The following is a 19,209-nucleotide window of genomic DNA, read 5'->3' on the forward strand; positions in this document are numbered from 1 at the left end:
CCGCTGTCCGGCCAGATCAACGGCGCCAAGATCGATGCCGTCCGCAACGACATCGCGCTGGAGGTCAAGGACACCGCGGAGGGGCAGGGCCTGCAGCTGCCCGACTTCCTGGGCTTCGTGCGCGTGACGCAGGGGCCGGCGCAGGCACCCATCTCGCCCGAACTGCCGGGGCTCGGCTCGCTCGGCTCGCTCGGCTCATCCGGCTCGTCCGGCCCGACCAAGCCCACCGATCCCACCGCCGAGTCGAGCAAAGTCACCCTCGAACCCATCACAGCAGCAGCACCCGACGTCAATGAGTACGAGCTGACGGCGAAGGTCACTCCCGCGGCAGCGGGCGGCACCGTCGAGTTCAAGGACGGCAACGACGTCCTCGGTAGCACAAAGGTCGAGGCCGACGGCACCGCCGTATGGATCTGGAGCCCCGGAACCAACGGCAAGCACACCATCACCGCCACGTTCTCCGGCCGCGACGGCGTCGCCGGATCCACCACCACCCAGCAGGTCACGGTCACCACGGCCGAGGGCACCACGCCCCAGCCGGACCCCGACGCCTTCATGGGTGGCGACGTCTACGATTTCGTGGACACCTCCGGCGGTTCCCACATGTGCACGCTCGCCTTCAACGCCACCGACGCCTCGGGCCACGCGGCGGTCCTCACCGCCGGACACTGCGACCCGGCCGACCCTTCGACCGCGGGCACCTCTGAGGCCTCGAGCGCACACGAGGTGGTCGACGGCGTTCGCGCCGACCGCTTCGGTACCGCCATCAAGACATCCAAGAGTCCACTCGACTACGCGGTGATCAAGATCGACGACGGCTTCGCCAAGCGCTTCGAGAACAACTACGTTCGCGCCCCCGGCCAGGACCCGGTAGCGATCACCGGCACCGCCGACCCGGTGGAAGGGATGCCGGTGTGCATGTCCGGCAGGGTCACCGGCTACCACTGCGGCACGGTCGGATTCGTCGACATCGACACTATTCCCGTCTGGCCGAGTCGTTTCACCGTGAACATCTGTGGACTGGGCGGCGACAGCGGCGGCGCCGTGCTGTCCGGCACCACGGCGCTGGGCATCGCGGTCCAATCCAACAAGGCTATCGAGGGGACGTGCGATTCCGCCACAGTGCCCGAGGTGACCGCGACACCGATCACCAACGTCCTCGCGGGCACCCCTGGCCTGAAGATCCGTACCAACTAGGCGCACAGCCTTCTCGAAAAGGGGCCTCGGGCGCGGGCTTTCGTGTCCGAGGCCCCTTTTCCATTCCCGGTGACGCCCTGAGCGGCAGCTCCTGGCCGCCGACGGACGCCGAACCGACATTCATCCCGGCCGCGAAGGGCACGACCGGGGCGTCCTGGTGTCAGGTCAGCTGGCAGGCTGGGCGGCTTCGGCCTTGTAGGCGCGGTGCAGGATCGTGCCCACACCGCCGACCGTCATGCCGACCTCGTCCGCGATCTCGCGTAGTTTGAGGCCCTCAGCGCGCAGTTCCAGTACCCGGCGGCGGCGCTCGGCGGCACGTGCCTCGTACTCGGCCCGGGGCTCGGGCATTCTGTTGCGTACCGTGCGCGGTGAGATGCCGAGCCGCTCGGCGACTTCGCGGGCCGACATGGTCCGTCGTGCGGGGGTTGTCGCGCCCACGGGTGGACTCCATTCTCATCAGGTCGCGGTCGATCGCACGCCGCTCGTTGGTGGCAGCGATTGTCTCGCGGCGCTTCTCGGTCAACCGGCCGATGTGCCGGCGATCAGGCTCGCTTCGTCGACGGCGATGCCGTCGGCCCAGAACGCCGCGCTCAGGCCTGCCTCCGCAGGCCACTGCGTTCGGTCACCCTCACTCATTTGCGCTGACCTCGCGACGGCCACGCCGGTCTACCCACGAGCGGGACGGTAGTACAAGTCGGAGCAGAGGTGAACAACAATTTCACGAATTGACAAGGCGCTGTTGGTAGTAGGGATCGCGCGTGGATACCGGCGATGCCCGCACCGAAGTCGTCGTTGTGGCGCGCCCCGCAAGCCCGGGCAAGGTACGCCGATATTCATCCCATCAATTTTCGGTAGTCAACGGCGGGCAGCACCCATACAGTCCTGGCGACTGACCCGGCCCCAGTGCTTTGGTCATACATACCGAAAGGTCCCCCATGCGTAGTACACGCGTCCGCCGTGCCGCGATGATCGGCACCGCGGCAGTCCTTCTGGTCGCGCCCTGCGTGGCCCTCGCCCAGGCGGAACCCACTGCCCCGGCACCCGCGTTGCCCGCGGACATGGTGGCCGCGATCCAGCGCGACCTCGGACTCAGCCCGGCCCAGTACCTCGAGCAGGCCGAAACGGGGCAGGAGCTGCTGAGGTTCGCGGACACGTTGCGCGGCAAGTTCCCGACCGCGTTTGCCGGAGTATGGCTCGATGCGGCAGGCACCCCGTTGGTCGGCCTGGCCGAGGGGCCGGACAAGGCCGCCGCCCGCACGGCGGTGGAGGCCGCCGGTTATCAGGTCAAGGACCAGTCGCGCAGCGAGCGGACCCTGCACGATCTGCTCGGCCAGGTCAACGGCTGGGTCCTGCAGCTCCCGGCACCGTTGGCCGCTCTCATCAATGGCACCGCGATCGACCCCGCCGCCAACGACATCGCGCTGGAGGTCAAGGACACCGCAGAGGGACAGGGCCTGCAGCTGCCCGACTTCCTGGGCTTCGTGCGTGTGGCGAAGGGCCCGGGCGGCTCGTCGGACCTGCCGGGGTTCGGCTCGCTCGGCTCGTCCGACCCCACCAAGCCGACCACCACCAAGCCGACCGAACCCACCACCACTAAGCCGACCGAGCCGACCACAACCGAACCGACCAAGCCCGCCGAACCGAGCACCACCACCCTCAACCCGGTCACCGGCGCGAAGGTCGGCAAGGCCAGCACCCTCACCGTGAAGGTCAACCCCGCAGCGGAGGGCGGTGACGTCCTGTTCGAGGAGGTTGTCAACGGCGCCAACCCCGAACCGATCGCCTCCGGCGTATCGGTCGGCGCTGACGGCACCGCCACCACGGAGTGGATGCCCGAGATCGCCGGCAAGGTGACCGTCAAGGCCACCTTCTCCGGCCGTGATGGCGTCACTGGATCCACCACCACCGCGCAGGTCAGCGTAGCCAAGGCCGACGCCACCACCACGACCAAGCCCACCACGACCAAGCCCACCACGACTACGCCCAAGCCGCCGGCCGACGCCGTTATGGGTGGCCAGCATTACTTCACTGGCGAGACCCGCAACGTCAACTGCTCGTTCGGTTTCAACGGCACCGACGGTGACGGCAACACCGTGAACATCTCCGCCGGACACTGTGACTTCCACCGCGAGAACGTGGGCGGGTGGAACGCCACTAAGGCGGCGATGGGGCAGGACTTCATTGGTGAATTCGATAAGGCAGTGGTCGATGGTGGTGACTACGCGGTGATCAAGATCTACGACGGCGTCGCCAAGCGTTTCCAGAACAACCTCGTTGACACCTACGGCGGGGACCCGTTGCCGATCACCGGTACCGCAGATCCCGTGGTCGGGGCGCCGGCGTGCAAGTCCGGCAACACCACCGGCTTTACTTGCGGCAAGATCACCGGCGTCAACGAGTGGATAATCAACTCGATGGTCCGCGTGCCCAACGGCTTCGTCACGACCGCGTGCACGATACCGGGCGACAGCGGTGGAGCCATCGTGACCGGCACCAAAGCGCTGGGCATCACGAGCGCCAGCAGTGGGGAATGCGGCGACAAATCCAAGGGGTTTGGGACGCCGATCAACTCGATCCTCAAAGCCAACCCCGGCCTGAAGGTCCGAACCAACTAGCGGGTCAGCAGATCACGCAGACGCTCGGCTGGGGTATCCCAGCCGAGCGTTGTGCGTTGAGATCCGCCGAACCCTCCGATAACGACACGGTCGTCGCAACCTCCCGATCGAGAGCGTTGCGACGACCGCGTGAACCCAAGGAGCCGCACGGGGCGGTGCTGAGGCGGCGAGGGGCTACTGGCCCCGGATCGCGTCGAACACCTTGGGATCGACCAGCGTCGAGGTGTCGCCCAGGTCGCGGCCCTCGGCGACGTCGCGGAGCAGACGGCGCATGATCTTGCCGCTCCTGGTCTTCGGCAGCTCGGGGACGATCGTGATCTGGCGCGGCCGGGCGATCGGGCTGATCTCCGTCGACACCTGGACCTTGAGCTCGGCGATCAGCGTCTCGCCCGTGTTCTCGGCGCCCTCACGAAGGATCACGAAGGCGACGATGCCCTGGCCGGTGGTCTCGTCGGCGGCGCCGACCACCGCGGCCTCGGCCACGCTGTGGTGGCCGACCAGCGCCGACTCGACCTCGGAGGTGGAGATCCGGTGGCCGGAGACGTTCATGACGTCGTCCACCCGGCCGAGCACCCAGAGGTCGCCGTCGTCGTCGTAGCGGGCGCCGTCCCCGGCGAAGTACCAGCCCTCCACGGCGTACCGGGACCAGTAGGTGTCCTTGAAGCGCTCCATGTCGCCCCAGATGCCGCGCAGCATCGACGGCCACGGCTGGTCGAGCACCAGATAGCCGTTGCCGCCCGCGCCGAGCGGCTTGGCGTCGTCGTCGACGATCTTCGCCGAGATTCCGGGCAGCGGCGCCATCGCGGAGCCCGGCTTGGTGGCCGTGATGCCGGGCAGCGGGGAGATCATGATCGCGCCGGTCTCGGTCTGCCACCAGGTGTCGACGATCGGGCAGCGCTCGCCCCCGATGACGTCGCGGAACCAGCGCCACGCCTCGGGGTTGATCGGTTCGCCGACGCTGCCCAGCAGCCGCAGCGAGGACAGGTCGTGCGCGTCGGGGATCTCGCGGCCCCACTTCATGAAGGTGCGGACCAGGGTCGGTGCCGTGTAATAGATACTGACGCCGTACTTTTCGATGATGTTGAAGTGACGGTGCTCGTCCGGTGAGTTCGGGGTGCCCTCGTAGACCACCTGGGTGGTCCGGTTCGACAGCGGCCCGTAGACGATGTAGCTGTGCCCGGTCACCCAGCCGATGTCGGCGGTGCACCAGTAGACGTCCTTGCCCGCCTTGTGGTCGAAGACGTTGTGGTGGGTGTACGACGCCTGGGTGAGGTAGCCGCCGGAGGTGTGGATGATGCCCTTGGGCTTACCCGTGGTGCCCGAGGTGTAGAGGATGAAGAGCGGGTGCTCGGCGTCGAAGGCCTGTGCCTCGTGCTCGGGGGAGGCCGTGGCCACCGTCTCGTGCCACCAGAGGTCGCGGCCCTCGGTCCACTCGACATCGATGTCGGTGCGCTTGACCACCAGCACGTTCTGGACGGATTCCGCTCCGTCGACCGCGGTGTCCACGGCGGTCTTGAGGGGGGCCGCCTGCCCGCGGCGCCACTGGCCGTCGGTGGTGATGACGAGCTTGGCCTCGGCGTCGTCGATCCGCGACCGCAGCGCGGAGGCGGAGAAACCGGCGAAGACCACCGAATGGGTCAGACCGAGCCGGGCGCAGGCCAGCATCGAGACGATCGCCTCGGGGACCATCGGCATGTAGATGGCGACACGGTCGCCGGCCACCAGGCCTAGCTCGGTGAAAGCGTTTGCGGCCCTGCTCACCTCGGCGAGCAGGTCGTTGTAGGTGACGTCGCGGCTGTCGCCCGGCTCGCCCTCCCAGTGGATGGCGACCTGGTCGCCGTGGCCTTCGAGGACGTGCCGGTCGACGCAGTTGTACGCGACGTTGAGTTTGCCGCCGACGAACCACTTGGCGACCGGGGCGTCGGACCAGTCCAGGACCTCGCTCCACGGCTCGTGCCAGTGCAGACGCGAAGCCTGGTCGGCCCAGAACCCCAGCCGGTCGGCATCCGCCGCTGCCTGGAGCTCCGGCCCGGCATTCGCGGTCGCGACGAAATCCGCGCTCGGCGGATAGCTCGTCGCGTGCTCGGCTGCGTTGGTATCGGCGGTGCTACTGGTCATGTCGCCCGTGCCCTCTTTCGGTGATCCTTGGGCGCTTTTCGCGCCTTTGTGAGGGTAGTCACATGTCACGGTGAGCGCATCGTTGCAATCGGTTGCAACCCCCGGATCTGCGGCGATCGGTCGCATGTGTGCGCCCGATGGTCGAAGTCGGCGACGAACGGATCGATCCACCAGGTATCCGGGGTGTTGCGATTGCCCGACGACTTGGTCCCGACCGAGACAAACGCCGGACACCAGGACACTCGGTGATTACTCTTCGCGGCATCACGGTCGGCCGCGTGCGCGCCGCGCCCACCCGGCGCGGGCGACGGCGGCGTCTTCGTGTGAACGAACAGGAGGCGACTCTTGAAGTTCCACAGGTTGACCGCGCTGACAGCGCTCGCGTTGTCCGGGGCGCTGGTGCTGTCCGCCTGCTCGTCGACCTCCGACGGTGGCAGCGACATGGTCACGGCCAACGGCAGCGAACCCCAGAACCCGCTGATCCCGACGAACACGAACGAGAACGGCGGCGGACGCATCGTCGACCGTCTCTTCGCCGGACTGGAGTCCTACGACGCGCGGGGCAACATCCAGCACGAGGTGGCCCAGTCGATCGAGACCTCGGATTCGAAGTCGTTCGTGATCAAGATCGAACCCGACTGGACGTTCACCGACGGGACACCGGTCACCGCGAAGTCGTTCGTGGACGCCTGGAACTACGGCGCCCTCTCGACGAACGCCCAGCTGCTGTCCAGTTTCTTCGAGCCGATCATCGGCTACGACGAGGTCGCGGCGGGCCCGCCCACCGCGCAGACGATGTCGGGGCTCAAGATCGTCGACGACACCACCTTCACCGTCGACCTCAAGCAGCCGACGGTGGACTTCCGGCTGCGGCTCGGCTTCACTCCGTTCTACCCGTTGCCGGAGGCGGCGTTCCGAGACATGGCGGCGTTCGGTGAGCGGCCGGTCGGGAACGGCCCGTACCGGTTCGCGGACGGCGACGCGTGGCAGCACAACGTCAAGCTGGACCTGGTGCCGAACCCCGATTACCGCGGCAACCGGACCCCGAACAACGGCGGCATGAGCTTCGTCTTCTACAGCTCGCTCGACACCGCCTACTCGGACCTGCAGGCCGGCAACCTGGACGTCCTCGACACCGTGCCCGAGAGCGCGCTCAGCACCTTCAGGTCGGATCTCGGTGACCGTGCCCTCGAGGCGCCGACCGCACAGAACGCGCAGATCGGCATCCCGGGAGACCTGCCGCACTTCGCCGGGCCGGAGGGCGGTCTGCGCAGGCAGGCGCTGTCGCGGGCGATCGACCGCGGGCAGATCACCCGGCAGATATTCCAGGGCCTGCGCACGCCTGCGCGAGACTTCACCGCGAGCTCGCTGCCCGGGTACAACCCGAACCTGCCCGGCGTCTCGGCGCTCGAGTACGACGCGGAGGCCGCGAAGGCGCTGTGGGCGCAGGCCGACGCCATCTCCCCGTGGAGTGGCCGGTTCGAGATCGCCTACAACTCCGACGGCGGCCACCAGGCGTGGGTGGACGCGGCGGCCAACAGCATCAGGAACACGCTCGGCATCGACGCGGTCGGGGCGCCGTATCCGACGTTCAAGCAGATCAGGACCGAGATCACGAACCGGACGATCGGGTCCGCCTTCCGGTCCGGCTGGCAGGGCGACTACCCGTCGATCCTCGAGTTCCTCGAGCCGCAGTTCGTCACCGGTGCCGGCTCGAACGACGAGGACTACTCGAACCCGGCGTTCGACGACCTGGTCCGCAGGGCCGAGGCCGCGACCGATCAGCAGGAGTCGTTCGCGCTCGCCGGGCAGGCACAGGAGATCCTGCTCCGTGACCTGCCCGTCCTCCCACTGTGGGACTACATCGCGGCGGCCGGGCACTCCGAGGCGGTGAGCGACGTGCAGATCAGCTGGAACGGCCTGCCGATGTACGAGGCGATCAAGAAGTCCTGACGCCGTGCCGCACGGCCGGAAGGAAGTGACCTGGTGGGGTGGTACATCGGTCGGAGACTGCTGCAGATGATCCCCGTGTTCATCGGGGCGACGCTGCTCATCTACGCGATGGTGTTCCTGATCCCGGGCGACCCCATCCAGGCGCTCGCGGGCGACAAGCCGCTCAGCCCCGCGGTGGCGGACCAGCTACGCGAGCGATACCACCTCGACCGGCCCTTCATCGTGCAGTACCTGCTCTATCTCAAGGGCATCTTCACCCTCGACTTCGGCACCTCGTTCTCCGGCCAGCCGGTGCGGGACGTGCTGGCCAGGGCGTTCCCCGTCACCATCAGGCTCGCGTTCATGGCGATCGTCATCGAGGCCGCGTTCGGCATCTTCTTCGGCGTCATCGCCGGACTGCGCAAGGGCAAGGCGTTCGACGCGACCCTGCTGGTGCTCAGCCTCTTCATCATCGCGGTGCCGGTGTTCGTGATCGGCTTCCTGGCCCAGTTCTTCCTCGGCGTGAAGTGGGGGATCGCCCCGGTCACCGTCGGTGCCGATGCCGGCTTCTCGAGACTTCTGGTGCCCGCCATCGTGCTGGGCCTCGTCTCCTTCGCCTACGTGCTGCGGCTGACCAGGACGTCCGTGGCGGAGAACAAGGACGCCGATCACGTCCGTACCGCCACGGCGAAGGGCTTGAGTCGTCGCCGCGTCGTGGTGGTACACATCCTGCGCAACTCGCTGATCCCGGTGGTCACCTTCCTCGGCGCCGACCTCGGAGCGCTGATGGCGGGCGCGATCGTCACGGAGGGCATCTTCAACATCAACGGCGTCGGCGGCACGATCTACCAGGCCGTGATCCGCGGCGAGGCCCCCACCGTGGTGTCCTTCGTGACGGTGCTGGTTGTCGTGTTCCTGGTGGCAAACCTGCTGGTGGACCTGCTGTACGCCGCGCTGGACCCGAGGATTCGTTATGCCTGATCCCGACCTCCCTGCGGCACCCGATCGCGCATCCCCCGAAGCGCGCGCCGGGCAGAACTACTTCGTCGCCGGACCGGACGAGGTGGAGGTGCTCGGCGCCGATCAGCTCGACGAGGCCTCGCAGCCGACCAGCATGTGGCGCGATGCCTGGCGCGGCCTGCGGCGCAACCCGATGTTCCTCGTCTCGGCCCTGCTGATCCTCTTCGTCCTCGTGGTGGTGGCGGTGCCCGGACTGTTCACAGATCAGGACCCGCGAACGTGTCTGGGGGAGAACAGCATGCGGGGGCCGGGGGCCGGGCATCCGTTCGGATTCGACCTGCAGGGCTGCGATATCTTCACCCGCACCGTGTACGGCGCGCGGGCCTCGGTGCTCACCGGCGTCGGAGCGACCGCGATCTTCCTGCTCATCGGCGGCACCGTCGGTGCCCTCGCGGGCTTCTACGGCGGCCGGCTCGATGCGATCGTCTCCCGGATCACCGATGTGTTCTTCGGCATCCCGCTCATCCTCGCGGCGATCGTGATGATGCAGCTGTTCCGGAACCGGAGCATCTGGACGGTGATGTTGATCCTGGCCCTGTTTGCCTGGCCGCACGTGGCCAGAATCGCGAGGGGCTCGGTCATCTCGGTGCGCGGCAACGACTTTGTGCTCGCGGCGACGGCGCTGGGCGTCTCCCGATTCCGCACCCTTGTGCGGCACGTGCTCCCCAACGCGATCGGTCCGGTGATCGTGGTGACCACGATCTGGCTCGGCGTCTTCATCGTCACCGAGGCGACGCTGTCCTACCTGGGCATCGGGCTGCCGCCGAGCGTGGTGTCGTGGGGAGGGGACATCAGCACCGGTCAGAGCAGACTGAGGTCCGGTTCGGGGATCATCTTCTACCCCGCGGCGGCCCTTGGGGTCACGGTTCTCGGCTTCATCATGCTCGGCGACGCCCTGCGTGATGCGCTCGATCCCAAAGCGAGGAAGCAATGAGAGACCACGAGCCGGCTCCGCTGCTCGAGCTCCGGGACCTCAGCGTCGATTTCCGCTCCGGTGGTCGCGCGGTACCCGCGGTGCGCGGGGTGAGCCTGACCGCCTACCCGGGGCAGACGGTGGCGATCGTGGGGGAGTCGGGCTCGGGCAAGTCGACCGTGGCCCACGCCATCATCGATCTGCTGCCGGGCACAGGAACGGTCACCTCGGGGCAGATCCGCTTCGACGGCCGGGACCTGGTCGGGGCGCCGAAGGCGGACATGGTGGCGGTCCGTGGTCGCGGCATCGGGCTGGTTCCCCAGGATCCGATGTCGAACCTGAATCCCGTGTGGACGATAGGCTTTCAGATCGCGGAAACCTTGGCGGCCAACGGGATCGCGAAGGGGAAGGCGGCAAGGGCGCGGGCCGCCGAGCTGCTCGAGGAGGCCGGCCTGCCGGACGCGGGGCATCGGGTCGATCAGTATCCGCACGAGTTCTCGGGGGGAATGTGCCAGCGGGCGCTCATCGCCATCGGACTGTCCTGCAGGCCGAAGCTGCTCATCGCGGACGAGCCGACCTCCGCCCTGGACGTGACGGTGCAGCGGCAGATCCTCGACCATCTCGCCGGACTCACCGGCGAACTCGGCACGGCCGTGCTGCTGATCACGCACGACCTGGGCCTTGCGGCGGAACGGGCCGAGCATCTGGTGGTGATGTACCGCGGGCGGGTCGTCGAATCCGGACCGGCCCGGCAGATCCTCGGCGATCCGCGGCACCCGTACACCAGGAAACTGGTGTCCGCCGCGCCGTCCCTGGCCTCACAGCAGCTCGAGTCCGTCCGGGCCCGCGCGCGGATTCGGGCGCGCGCGGTGGAGGTGGCCGAACACGCCGCGGCGGCGGACGGTGGGCCCCGGGCGGCAGGCGACGACGTCGTGGTGGCCTCGAATCTTGTCAAAGAGTTCAGGGTCAGGGGCGGTGCGCCGTGGCGGCGCACCGGATTCACGGCGGTCGACTCCGTGTCCTTCCGCCTCGAGCGCGGCACCACGACGGCGATCGTCGGTGAGTCCGGGTCGGGTAAATCGACTGTGGCGCAAATGGTTCTGGGTCTGATGAAGCCGACCTCGGGGACCGTCGCGTTCGAGGGACGCGACCTGGCGGAGTTCGATGCGAAGGCCACCTTCGCCTTCCGGCGCCAGGTACAGCCGATCTTCCAGAATCCGTACGGTTCGCTGGACCCGATGTACTCGATCTACCGCACCGTCGAGGAGCCGCTGCGTACCCACCGGGTGGGGGACAGGGGCGAGCGCGAGCTGATCGTGCGCGACCTGCTGGACCGGGTGTCGCTGCCGAGCTCGGTGCTGCGCCGGTACCCCAATGAACTCTCCGGCGGCCAGCGGCAACGGGTGGCGATCGCGCGGGCGCTGGCACTGAGGCCCGAGGTGCTCGTCTGCGACGAGGCGGTCTCGGCGCTGGACGTGCTCGTGCAGGCGCAGATCCTGAACCTGCTGGGTGATCTGCAGGCCCAGCTCGGCCTGTCGTACCTGTTCATCTCACACGATCTGGCGGTGGTGCGGCAGATCGCCGACGACGTGGTGGTGATGAGCCGGGGTCAGGTGGTCGAGGCCGCCACGACGGTGGAGGTGTTCGACAACCCGCAGCACGAATACACCCGGAGGTTGCTCGAGGCGATCCCCGGCCGCGATCTCGTGCGGGGTTCCTGAAACCGAACGGTCTGGCCCATCCGCGTGCACGGTGGTTCAGTGGAGGGGTGGACCAGCATCTGAGCGTGCTCACCCTCGGCGTCGACGACCCGGCTCGATCGCACGCGTTCTACGTCGGCGGACTGGGGTGGACGCCGACGCTGTACGTCCAGGGCGAGGTGCTGTTCCTGCAGATCGGGTCCGGCATGGTGCTCTCGCTGTGGTCGGTCGACGAGATGGTGCGGGAGGCGGGGCCGACGGCGCCCGTTGCGGGCGAGCAGGGCCGGGCCCCCATCACCCTCGGTCACAACGTCGGCAGCGAGGGGGAGGTGGACGAGGTCCTCGCGACCGCGGCGCGAGCAGGGGGAACGGTCCTGGTTGCGGGTGCCCGGCGGGCCTGGGGCGGGTACAGCGGGTACTTCGCCGATCCGGACGGCTACCGCTGGGAGATCGCGCACAACCCGGGTCTCGTGGTGCACGAGGACGGTCGCGTCACCATCGGGGAGGCAGGCCCCGCAGGCGCGGAGGACCGATAGCCGCGCCGCCCGGGCTCCTCGCCCGCGGGACCGATGTCACCGCCGGGTAGCGTTGAGCAGCGTGAACGACCCCCTGCAGCCCCTGGTGGACCTGCCCGGCGTGCGTGAGGCCGCCGACCGGGCGCGCGATGCGCTCGGCGAGGTGCACCGGCACAAGACCAATCGCCGTGGTTGGCCGACGACCGCGGCCGAGGCGGCGATCCGCGCCGCGCGGGCATCCGCGTCCATCGACGGTGGCAGCACCGAACTGCCCGCCGAGGGCGAGGAGGGTGACCCGATCCTGGCGGGCGCGCTGCGGGTGGCCCAGGCCATCGACGGCGACGCGCTCACCATCATGGTGCCGACCTGGCAGCGGGCGCCGCTCCAGGCGTTGGCCAGGCTGCACCTGCTCGCGGCGGCGGACCTGGTCGCCGACGAGTCCACGCTCGGCCGACCGCGGACGGACCAAGGGGTCGCCGAGCGGCTCGACGGTCTCGCGCAGTTGGTGACGGGCGGAACGAAGGCGCCCGCTCCTGTCCTGGCGGCCGTGGTGCACGGGGAGTTGTTGTCACTGTCCCCGTTCGGCGCCGCCGACGGGGTCGTCGCGCGGGCCGCGTCCCGACTGGTGGCGGCGTCGACCGGGCTGGATCCCCACAATCTGGGTGTGCCCGAGGTGAGTTGGCTGCGGCGTCAGCAGGCGTACCGCGACGGTGTCACGGGCTTCGCGTCGGGCACCCCCGAGGGTGTCGGCAGCTGGGTGATCCTGTGTTGCGGCGCGATGGAGGCCGGCGCGAGGGAGGCCATGTCGATCGCGGACGCGGCGGCCGCGGGCTGATCCGATCGGGGGCGGACTTCGTCTGGGAGGCAACGGCACTGGGCTCGGTTGCTTCAACGGCCCCGGACACAATGCGAGCGGCGCTGCCGACTCATGTCGACTTCGCCGCCCGCTAGCACGGATCGCCGGGTTACCAAGCGTGCTTGGTGGGTTGTGTGTCCGGCCTCGGCGTAGGCTCGAGCATCGTCAGTTCGCCTCTGCAACTCGTGCAAGGTCCTCGCTGCCGAATGTCCGAGTCACGCAGGCCCACAACGCTGCTGCCCTTATAGTGGCTTGCGGCTCCGCGTGGGTGCCTGGTGTCCGTGCTGGGACTTCGCGGCCGGGAGACCGATCCTTCTCTTCCGGGTCGACCTTGGCCTGCCGTTCATCCGTAACTCCTTTGTACCCTGTGACCGCACTCGCTTCAAGGGGTTCGCACACCTGGATTGATCCCAGTCTTCGGGTCCCGTCAGCGCCGACGGCGCAGCATTCCGTACGTCAGCGCGCCCGCCGCCAACGCCCCGAAGCCAACCGCTGCGGTCGTCGCGACGGTGGACCTCGACGGCGGCTGCAGGCGGGCCCGCAGGGAGACCGGATTGGAGAAAGTCAGTATGGGCCAACCGTTTCCGGCGGCTTCCTTCCGAAGGGCGCGGTCCGGGTTGACGGCGGTGGGGTGACCGACCGCGGCGAGCATCGGTAGGTCGGTCACCGAATCCGAGTAGGCGAAACTCCGATCGAGATCATAGTTCTCCCGTCGCGCCAGTTCGCGGATCGCGTCGACCTTGCCCTCGCCGTAGCAGTAGAAGTCGACCTCGCCGGTGAAGCGCCCGTCCTTGACCTCCATCCGGGTCGCGGCGGCGTGGTCGGCCCCGAGGGCGTCCGCGATCGGGGTCACCACCTCCTCGCCCGATGCCGACACCACGATGACGTCGTGGCCGCGCAGCTTGTGGTCGGCGATCAGGTCGGCCGCCTCGGCGAACACGAGCGGGTCGACGATGTCGTGCAGCGTCTCGGCGACCACCGCGCGCACCTGCTCCACGTCCCAGCCCGCGCACATATTGGTCAGGTGGGTGCGCATTCGCTCCATCTGGTCGTGGTCGGCACCCGCGAGCAGGAAGAGGAACTGGGCGTAACTGCTCTTGAGCACGGAGCGCCGATTGATCAGGCCCTGGTCGAAAAAGGGCTTGCTGAACGCGAGCGTGCTCGACTTCGCGATGATCGTCTTGTCCAGGTCGAAGAACGCCGCGACCCGGCCGTTCCCGGGCTGTCTGTTCGCCTCTGCGGTCACGGAATCCAGGATAGAGCCCCCGGGTGAATCGTGGATCCGAGCGCGATTCTCAGTGTTCACCTTCGGATCTCCGACAGGAAATTCGAATTTGCAAACTCGGATCGCGGCGGGTGTAGTATCAAAAACACCTGGACTTGATCTGGGTGTGTTCAGCCCGACCCCCCGGGGCTGAACTCTGAAGACCCCCGCCTCCTCCCCCCCTGGCGGGGGTCTTCCTCCATTTTCTGGCCGTTATGGCCTCGTCCTCTCCCGCGTTGACGCGGTCGTTCCGCGCGGTCGTCGACGCCGGAGTGGTTCGCGGGTACCGGAATCCATCCCCAGGCCCGATTTCGTCCACATTCGGCGAGATCTCCGGCCCGCGGTCCCATCCGGTCGCGCAGGCTCGTCGGCATGGAACCCCCACATGCAACGGGTGCCCCGCATCCGCCGAATGTCCGGCCGGTCCTCGCGGTGCTCGCCGAGGACGGTCTGTCCCTGAGCGTGCGCCGTGCCGCGGCCGCGGCCGACCGCGCCCTGGACGAACGGGCACTCCCCGTTCCCCGGCAGGTGTGGGACGGCGCGGCGTCGATCGTGCTGGATCCGGCCGCCGCCCGAGCCTGCGCCGCCGACGGGCTGCCGCGCAGGTCGGCCGTCCATGTGGTCTGCTCGGGCCCGCCGGGCCTCGCCGAGTGGCAGGCCGCCGCCGCGGTGGGAGCGGAGTCCGTCCTCGCCCTGCCCGCCGATGAACCCGCCCTGGTCGGATCGCTGTCGCAGCGGCGCGACCGCACGGTGGCGGGTGGCTCGGTGATCGCCGTGGTCGGCGGCTGTGGCGGTGCCGGCGCGTCCACGCTGGCCGCGGCGATCGCGCTGACCGGCCCCACCCGGCGGGCCGGGAGTCGCGCGTTGCTGGTGGATGCCGATCCGCAGGGCGGCGGCCTCGACCTGCTGCTCGGGCTCGAGGACCGCCCGGGGCTGCGCTGGCCGGCGGTGGTCGTCGAGGGCGGGCGGGTCTCGGCGGCCGCACTGCACGACGCCCTGCCCGGCGCGGGCGCCGGGGTGGCCGTGCTGTCCTGCGGGCGCGGCGATGCCGGACGGCCGTCCGCGGCGGCGATGCGGGCGATGGTCGAATCGGGCTGCAGTGCTGGTGATCTCGTGGTGTGTGATGTCGGACGGGGCCTCGGCGACCTGGCCGCCGCGGTGTTCGATCTGGCCGATCTGGTGGCGGTCGTCGTGCCTGCCCAGGTGCGGTCGGCGGCGGCCGCCGAATCCGTGGTGGCCGCGGCTCGCACCAGGAATCCGAACGTGGGCGTGGTGGTGCGCGGTCCGGCACCCGGTGGGCTGCGCGGTGCGGACGTCGGCGATCTCCTCGGGCTCCCGGTGCTCGCCGTGATGCGGCCGCAGCCACGGCTGTCGGCCGCGCTCGAGCGCGGCGGCCTGCGGCTGCGCAGGCGATCGCCGTTGGCCGTGGGCGCGCGGGCGGTCCTCGAGGTGCTCGGGACGGGTGCCGGGGGGCGGGCCGCATGAGCTCCCTGGTCTCGCCCGAACTCCTTGACCGGGTCAGGGAGCGATTGTCGCGGACGTCGGCCCAGCCCAGCCCGGCGATGGTCGCCGCCGCGATCCGGGCGGAGGTCTCCGGGGTGCTCGGGGACACGGATCTGCTCGACGCGCTGCAGGTGTTGGAGACCGAACTCACCGGCGCCGGAGCGCTGGAACCGCTTCTCGCGCAGCCGGATGTCTCCGACGTCCTGGTCACCGCGCCGGACCAGGTCTGGGTGGACCGGGGCTCCGGTCTCGAGCTCGCTTCGGTCCGGTTCGCCGACGAGGCCGCGGTGCGGCGGCTGGCGCAGCGTCTCGCGCTGGCGGCGGGCAGGCGACTCGACGATGCCCAGCCCTGGGTGGACGGCCGCCTCCCGGCGGCGGCGGGGGCCGGGTTCGGGGTTCGGTTGCACGCGGTGCTCGCCCCGCTCGCATACGGCGGGACCTGCGTCTCGCTGCGGGTGCTGCGCCCGGCGACGCAGGGTCTCGACGCGCTCTGCTCGGGCGGCACGGTCCCAGCCGATGCCCGTGAACTGCTGATGCGGATCGTCGCCGCCCGGTTGGCGTTCCTGGTCGTCGGCGGCACGGGCGCGGGGAAGACCACCCTGCTCGCGGCGTTGTTGGCGCAGGTCGACCGACGTGAGCGGATCGTCTGTGTGGAGGACGCGGCCGAGCTGGCACCGACCCACCCCCACGTGGTGCGGCTGGTCGCCCGCGCCCCGAACGTCGAGGGCGTCGGCGAGGTGACGGTCCGCCAACTGGTGCGGCAGGCGCTCCGGATGCGGCCGGATCGCATCGTGGTCGGAGAGGTACGCGGCGGCGAGGTGGTGGACCTGCTCACCGCGTTGAACACCGGTCACGACGGCGGGGCGGGGACCGTGCACGCGAACTCGCCGGAGGAGGTGCCCGCCCGGCTCGAGGCATTGGCGGCGCTCGGCGGCCTGGACCGCGCCGCCCTGCACAGCCAGCTCGCGGCGGCGGTGCAGGTGGTGCTGCACGTACACCGTGCGGCGGACGGCAGGCGCAGGCTCGCTCAGATCGGCGTGCTGGATCGGGACGAGAGCGGGCAGGTCAGCGTGCTGCCGGCATGGACCCCGGCCGCCGGGCGGTGTCCAGGAGCGGACCGCCTCGCGGATCTGCTCGAGCGCCGCGGCGTCGGGGTGGGCTCGTGGTGATCGCGGGGCTGACGGTCGCCGCGCTCGCGCTGGGGGTCGCGCCCACCACCAGGACCATGACGAGACTGAGCCCACCGCGCCGCAGCGCCGGGCCGCGGGGACATGCCCGGTTGTGGGCGGCCGCGGTGCTCGGATCGATTGCCGCCGTAATGATCTGCGCGCCGACGGTGGGGTGTGCGGGCGCCGCGCTCACGCTGACGACCGCGTATCGGCGCGCACGCCGTCGCCGTGAGGGCACGCGGAACTCGGAACTGCGCGGGCTGCTCGGCTGCCTGGAGGCGGCGACGGGGGAGCTGCGGGTGGGGGCCCATCCGGCGAACGCCTGCACCACCGCGGCGCGGGAATCGAGTGGTGCGGCTGCTGATGCGTTCCTGGCCGCCGCGGCTCGCGCTCGGCTCGGGGGCAGCGTCGCCGACGGGTTGGAGGGCACCGGGAGCGCGATCGACGGCGATTTGGCGCGGGTGTCGGCGGCATGGCGGGTGGCCGACCGGTACGGCGTCGCCCTGGCGGACCTGCTCGATGCTGTCCGCGCGGACCTGGTGGGGCGCATCAGGTTCCGGGGCCGAGTGGAGGCGGGACTGTCGGGGGCAAGGGCCACGGCAGCGGTGCTCGCCTGCCTGCCGTTGCTGGGGATCGCGCTGGGCCAGTTGATGGGTGCGAGCCCGCTGCGGGTGCTGCTGTCCGGCGGTCTCGGTGGGATGCTGCTGATGCTCGGCACGTTGTTCGTCTGCGCCGGCCTGCTCTGGACGGACCGCATCACCGGGCGGGTGACCCGATGAGCGCCGCGGTGGCGGTGCTGTTCGCGGCCGCCGCGCTCGCCGCTCCCGGTGCGGGCTCGGCGGCGACGCGGCTGCGGGGGCCGGTGGCGTCGCCCTCGGGGCGGGCGGAGCGCGCAGTGCGACGCGAGGCCGGCGATCCCATGGCGATCGCCGCCGGATTCGACCTCTTGGCGGCGTGCCTGCAGTCGGGGATGCCCGTCGCCGTTGCGGCGGAGGCGGTTGCGATGTCCGCTCCGGAGCCGTTGGGCAGCGCGCTCGACTCGGCCGCAAACCTGCTGGCCCTCGGTGCGGAGCCCGAGATCGCCTGGGAGCGTGCGGCGGCGCACTCGGAAACCGAGGGGCTCGCGCGGATGGCTCGTCGCTCCTCGCGGTCCGGCGCGGCCTTCGCGGGTGCGGTGTCCGAGTTGGCGGCGCAGCGCAGGCTCGCGCTCGAGGACAGGGCGGTGGCCGCGGCCGAGCGGGCGGGTGTGCTGATCAGCGGCCCGCTCGGGCTGTGCTTCCTGCCCGCCTTCCTCTGCCTCGGAATCGTCCCGGTTGTGGTCGGTCTGGCCACCCGGGTGCTGAGCGGGGGTGTGCTGTGAGTCCGCGCAGCCGAAGGACCGAGAGAACCCGTCGCGGAGATACCGCGACGGTGATCGAGAGGGGGGAACATCATGGTAACCAAGGGGATTGGTGTGCTGCGTACCCGATTGCTGCTCGCCGCGGCCGCCGAGGAGGGCATGTCGACCGCGGAGTATGCGATCGGCACCATTGCCGCGGCGGCATTCGGGGCGGTGCTGTATTCGGTGGTGACGGGCGACTCCATCGTGACGGCGCTTACCGGGATCATCGACAAGGCGCTGAACACCGCGGTCTGAACGATGTCGGTGCGGTGACGGTGGAGGCCGCGATCGCGATCGCCTCGATCACGGTGGTCGTGGTGCTGTGCCTGGGTTCCTTTCTCGCGGTGTCCGCGCACGTTCGCTGCGTGGACGCCGCGCGGGAGGCGGCCCGGCTCGTCGCGCGGGGCGATCGGGCGGAGGCGATCCCCGCGGCGCAGCGGGTTGCCCCGCCGGGCGCGCGGATCACGGTGCGGGAGGTCGACGGATTCGCCACGGCGGTCGTCGGGGTCGCGGTGCCACTGCTGCCTGCGCTCGACGTCTCCGCGGAAGCGGTTGCCGCAATGGAGGACTCGGGTTCCGCCGGATCACCGTCGGATTCGTGGCCGAGGGGGGCAGGCGGGTGAGGGACGAGCGGGGAGCGGCCACCGTCCTGGCCTGCTGGGCGATGCTGGCGCTGATCGCGGTGGCGGCCCTGGTGATCCACCTCGGCTCGGCGGTGTCGGCGCGGCACCGGGCCCAGTCGGCCGCGGACCTGGCTGCGCTCGCGGCCGCTGCCGCCCTGGAGCGCGGCAGCGAAGCGGCCTGTGCCGCGGCGACCACGATCGCCGGGCGGATGCGTGGGACGGTGCGTGACTGCCGGATCGAGGACTGGGACGTGGTGGTGACCGTCGGGGCCCGGTTGCCGCTACCGGCCGTCGGAGGCGGTGACGCCGTCGCGGCGGCCAGGGCGGGCCCGGTCGAGTAGCGGAGTGTCCGGGTGTGTCCGGTGTGTGACGCCCTTACCCGATCGCAATCTTGAGCCCCACC

18 protein-coding genes are annotated in these 19,209 nt (G+C 69.9%); 15 read left to right on the forward strand and 3 right to left on the reverse strand.

The window, feature by feature from the left end:
• Window positions 1–1,197 (forward strand): Ig-like domain repeat protein (locus ACWFRB_RS15275; protein WP_452641986.1); only part of this gene is annotated, 1,197 nt, incomplete at its 5' end.
• Between the two features lie 165 nt (window positions 1,198–1,362).
• On the opposite strand, the gene ACWFRB_RS15280 is transcribed toward ACWFRB_RS15275, so the two are convergent.
• Window positions 1,363–1,635 carry a sigma factor-like helix-turn-helix DNA-binding protein gene (locus tag ACWFRB_RS15280; RefSeq protein ID WP_452641987.1) on the reverse strand — a complete coding sequence of 91 codons (273 nt, stop codon included), beginning with the start codon at window positions 1,633–1,635 and terminating at the stop codon, window positions 1,363–1,365.
• Between the two features lie 497 nt (window positions 1,636–2,132).
• Between ACWFRB_RS15280 and ACWFRB_RS15285 the strand changes: the two genes are divergently transcribed.
• Window positions 2,133–3,812, forward strand: coding sequence for a trypsin-like serine protease (locus ACWFRB_RS15285; protein ID WP_452641988.1), 1,680 nt, complete (start codon window positions 2,133–2,135; stop codon window positions 3,810–3,812).
• Between the two features lie 174 nt (window positions 3,813–3,986).
• Here ACWFRB_RS15285 and acs read toward each other — a convergent pair whose 3' ends face one another.
• On the reverse strand, window positions 3,987–5,930 hold the full coding sequence (acs, locus tag ACWFRB_RS15290; protein ID WP_452641989.1) for an acetate--CoA ligase: 1,944 nt from the start codon (window positions 5,928–5,930) through the stop codon (window positions 3,987–3,989).
• A 345-nt stretch (window positions 5,931–6,275) separates the two neighbouring features.
• On the opposite strand from acs, the gene ACWFRB_RS15295 reads away from it, so the two are divergent.
• From ACWFRB_RS15295 to ACWFRB_RS15320, 6 genes are all read left to right on the forward strand, one after another.
• Window positions 6,276–7,883: a peptide ABC transporter substrate-binding protein gene (locus tag ACWFRB_RS15295; RefSeq protein ID WP_452641990.1), complete on the forward strand. Its 1,608-nt coding sequence runs from the start codon at window positions 6,276–6,278 to the stop codon at window positions 7,881–7,883.
• Between the two features lie 33 nt (window positions 7,884–7,916).
• Entirely contained in the window at window positions 7,917–8,843 is a 927-nt protein-coding gene (locus ACWFRB_RS15300) for an ABC transporter permease (protein ID WP_452641991.1), read from the forward strand.
• Window positions 8,836–9,816: an ABC transporter permease gene (locus ACWFRB_RS15305; RefSeq protein ID WP_452641992.1), complete on the forward strand. Its 981-nt coding sequence runs from the start codon at window positions 8,836–8,838 to the stop codon at window positions 9,814–9,816. The genes ACWFRB_RS15300 and ACWFRB_RS15305 overlap by 8 nt, the downstream gene beginning before the upstream one ends.
• Window positions 9,813–11,516, forward strand: a complete 1,704-nt coding sequence (locus ACWFRB_RS15310; RefSeq protein WP_452641993.1) for a dipeptide ABC transporter ATP-binding protein — start codon at window positions 9,813–9,815, stop codon at window positions 11,514–11,516. The genes ACWFRB_RS15305 and ACWFRB_RS15310 overlap by 4 nt, the downstream gene beginning before the upstream one ends.
• A 47-nt stretch (window positions 11,517–11,563) precedes the next feature.
• Window positions 11,564–12,031: a VOC family protein gene (locus tag ACWFRB_RS15315; protein WP_452641994.1), complete on the forward strand. Its 468-nt coding sequence runs from the start codon at window positions 11,564–11,566 to the stop codon at window positions 12,029–12,031.
• Window positions 12,032–12,092: 61 nt separating this feature from the next.
• Complete coding sequence (locus ACWFRB_RS15320) at window positions 12,093–12,845, forward strand: oxidoreductase (protein WP_452641995.1); 753 nt, start codon at window positions 12,093–12,095, stop codon at window positions 12,843–12,845.
• A 448-nt stretch (window positions 12,846–13,293) separates the two neighbouring features.
• On the opposite strand, the gene ACWFRB_RS15325 is transcribed toward ACWFRB_RS15320, so the two are convergent.
• Entirely contained in the window at window positions 13,294–14,124 is an 831-nt protein-coding gene (locus ACWFRB_RS15325; RefSeq protein ID WP_452642031.1) for an HAD-IB family hydrolase, read from the reverse strand.
• Between the two features lie 378 nt (window positions 14,125–14,502).
• Between ACWFRB_RS15325 and ssd the strand changes: the two genes are divergently transcribed.
• The 7 genes from ssd (at window position 14,503) to ACWFRB_RS15360 (ending at window position 19,147) form a co-directional block, all read left to right on the forward strand.
• Complete coding sequence (gene ssd, locus ACWFRB_RS15330; protein WP_452641996.1) at window positions 14,503–15,615, forward strand: septum site-determining protein Ssd; 1,113 nt, start codon at window positions 14,503–14,505, stop codon at window positions 15,613–15,615.
• Window positions 15,612–16,802: a TadA family conjugal transfer-associated ATPase gene (locus ACWFRB_RS15335; RefSeq protein ID WP_452641997.1), complete on the forward strand. Its 1,191-nt coding sequence runs from the start codon at window positions 15,612–15,614 to the stop codon at window positions 16,800–16,802. Before ssd ends, ACWFRB_RS15335 begins: the two co-directional genes overlap by 4 nt.
• Complete coding sequence (locus ACWFRB_RS15340) at window positions 16,799–17,581, forward strand: type II secretion system F family protein (RefSeq protein WP_452642032.1); 783 nt, start codon at window positions 16,799–16,801, stop codon at window positions 17,579–17,581. The genes ACWFRB_RS15335 and ACWFRB_RS15340 overlap by 4 nt, the downstream gene beginning before the upstream one ends.
• A complete protein-coding gene (locus ACWFRB_RS15345) occupies window positions 17,578–18,162 on the forward strand; it encodes a type II secretion system F family protein (RefSeq protein WP_452641998.1) in 585 nt (194 codons plus the stop codon). Before ACWFRB_RS15340 ends, ACWFRB_RS15345 begins: the two co-directional genes overlap by 4 nt.
• A 72-nt stretch (window positions 18,163–18,234) precedes the next feature.
• Window positions 18,235–18,438 (forward strand): DUF4244 domain-containing protein, encoded by a 204-nt coding sequence (locus tag ACWFRB_RS15350; RefSeq protein WP_027500374.1) that lies wholly within the window; start codon window positions 18,235–18,237, stop codon window positions 18,436–18,438.
• A 14-nt stretch (window positions 18,439–18,452) separates the two neighbouring features.
• Window positions 18,453–18,806, forward strand: coding sequence for a TadE family type IV pilus minor pilin (locus tag ACWFRB_RS15355; protein ID WP_452641999.1), 354 nt, complete (start codon window positions 18,453–18,455; stop codon window positions 18,804–18,806).
• Window positions 18,782–19,147 carry an Rv3654c family TadE-like protein gene (locus ACWFRB_RS15360; protein ID WP_452642000.1) on the forward strand — a complete coding sequence of 122 codons (366 nt, stop codon included), beginning with the start codon at window positions 18,782–18,784 and terminating at the stop codon, window positions 19,145–19,147. Before ACWFRB_RS15355 ends, ACWFRB_RS15360 begins: the two co-directional genes overlap by 25 nt.
• Window positions 19,148–19,209 lie beyond the last annotated feature (62 nt).

It is taken from the genome of Rhodococcus sp. NPDC055112 (assembly GCF_053607505.1).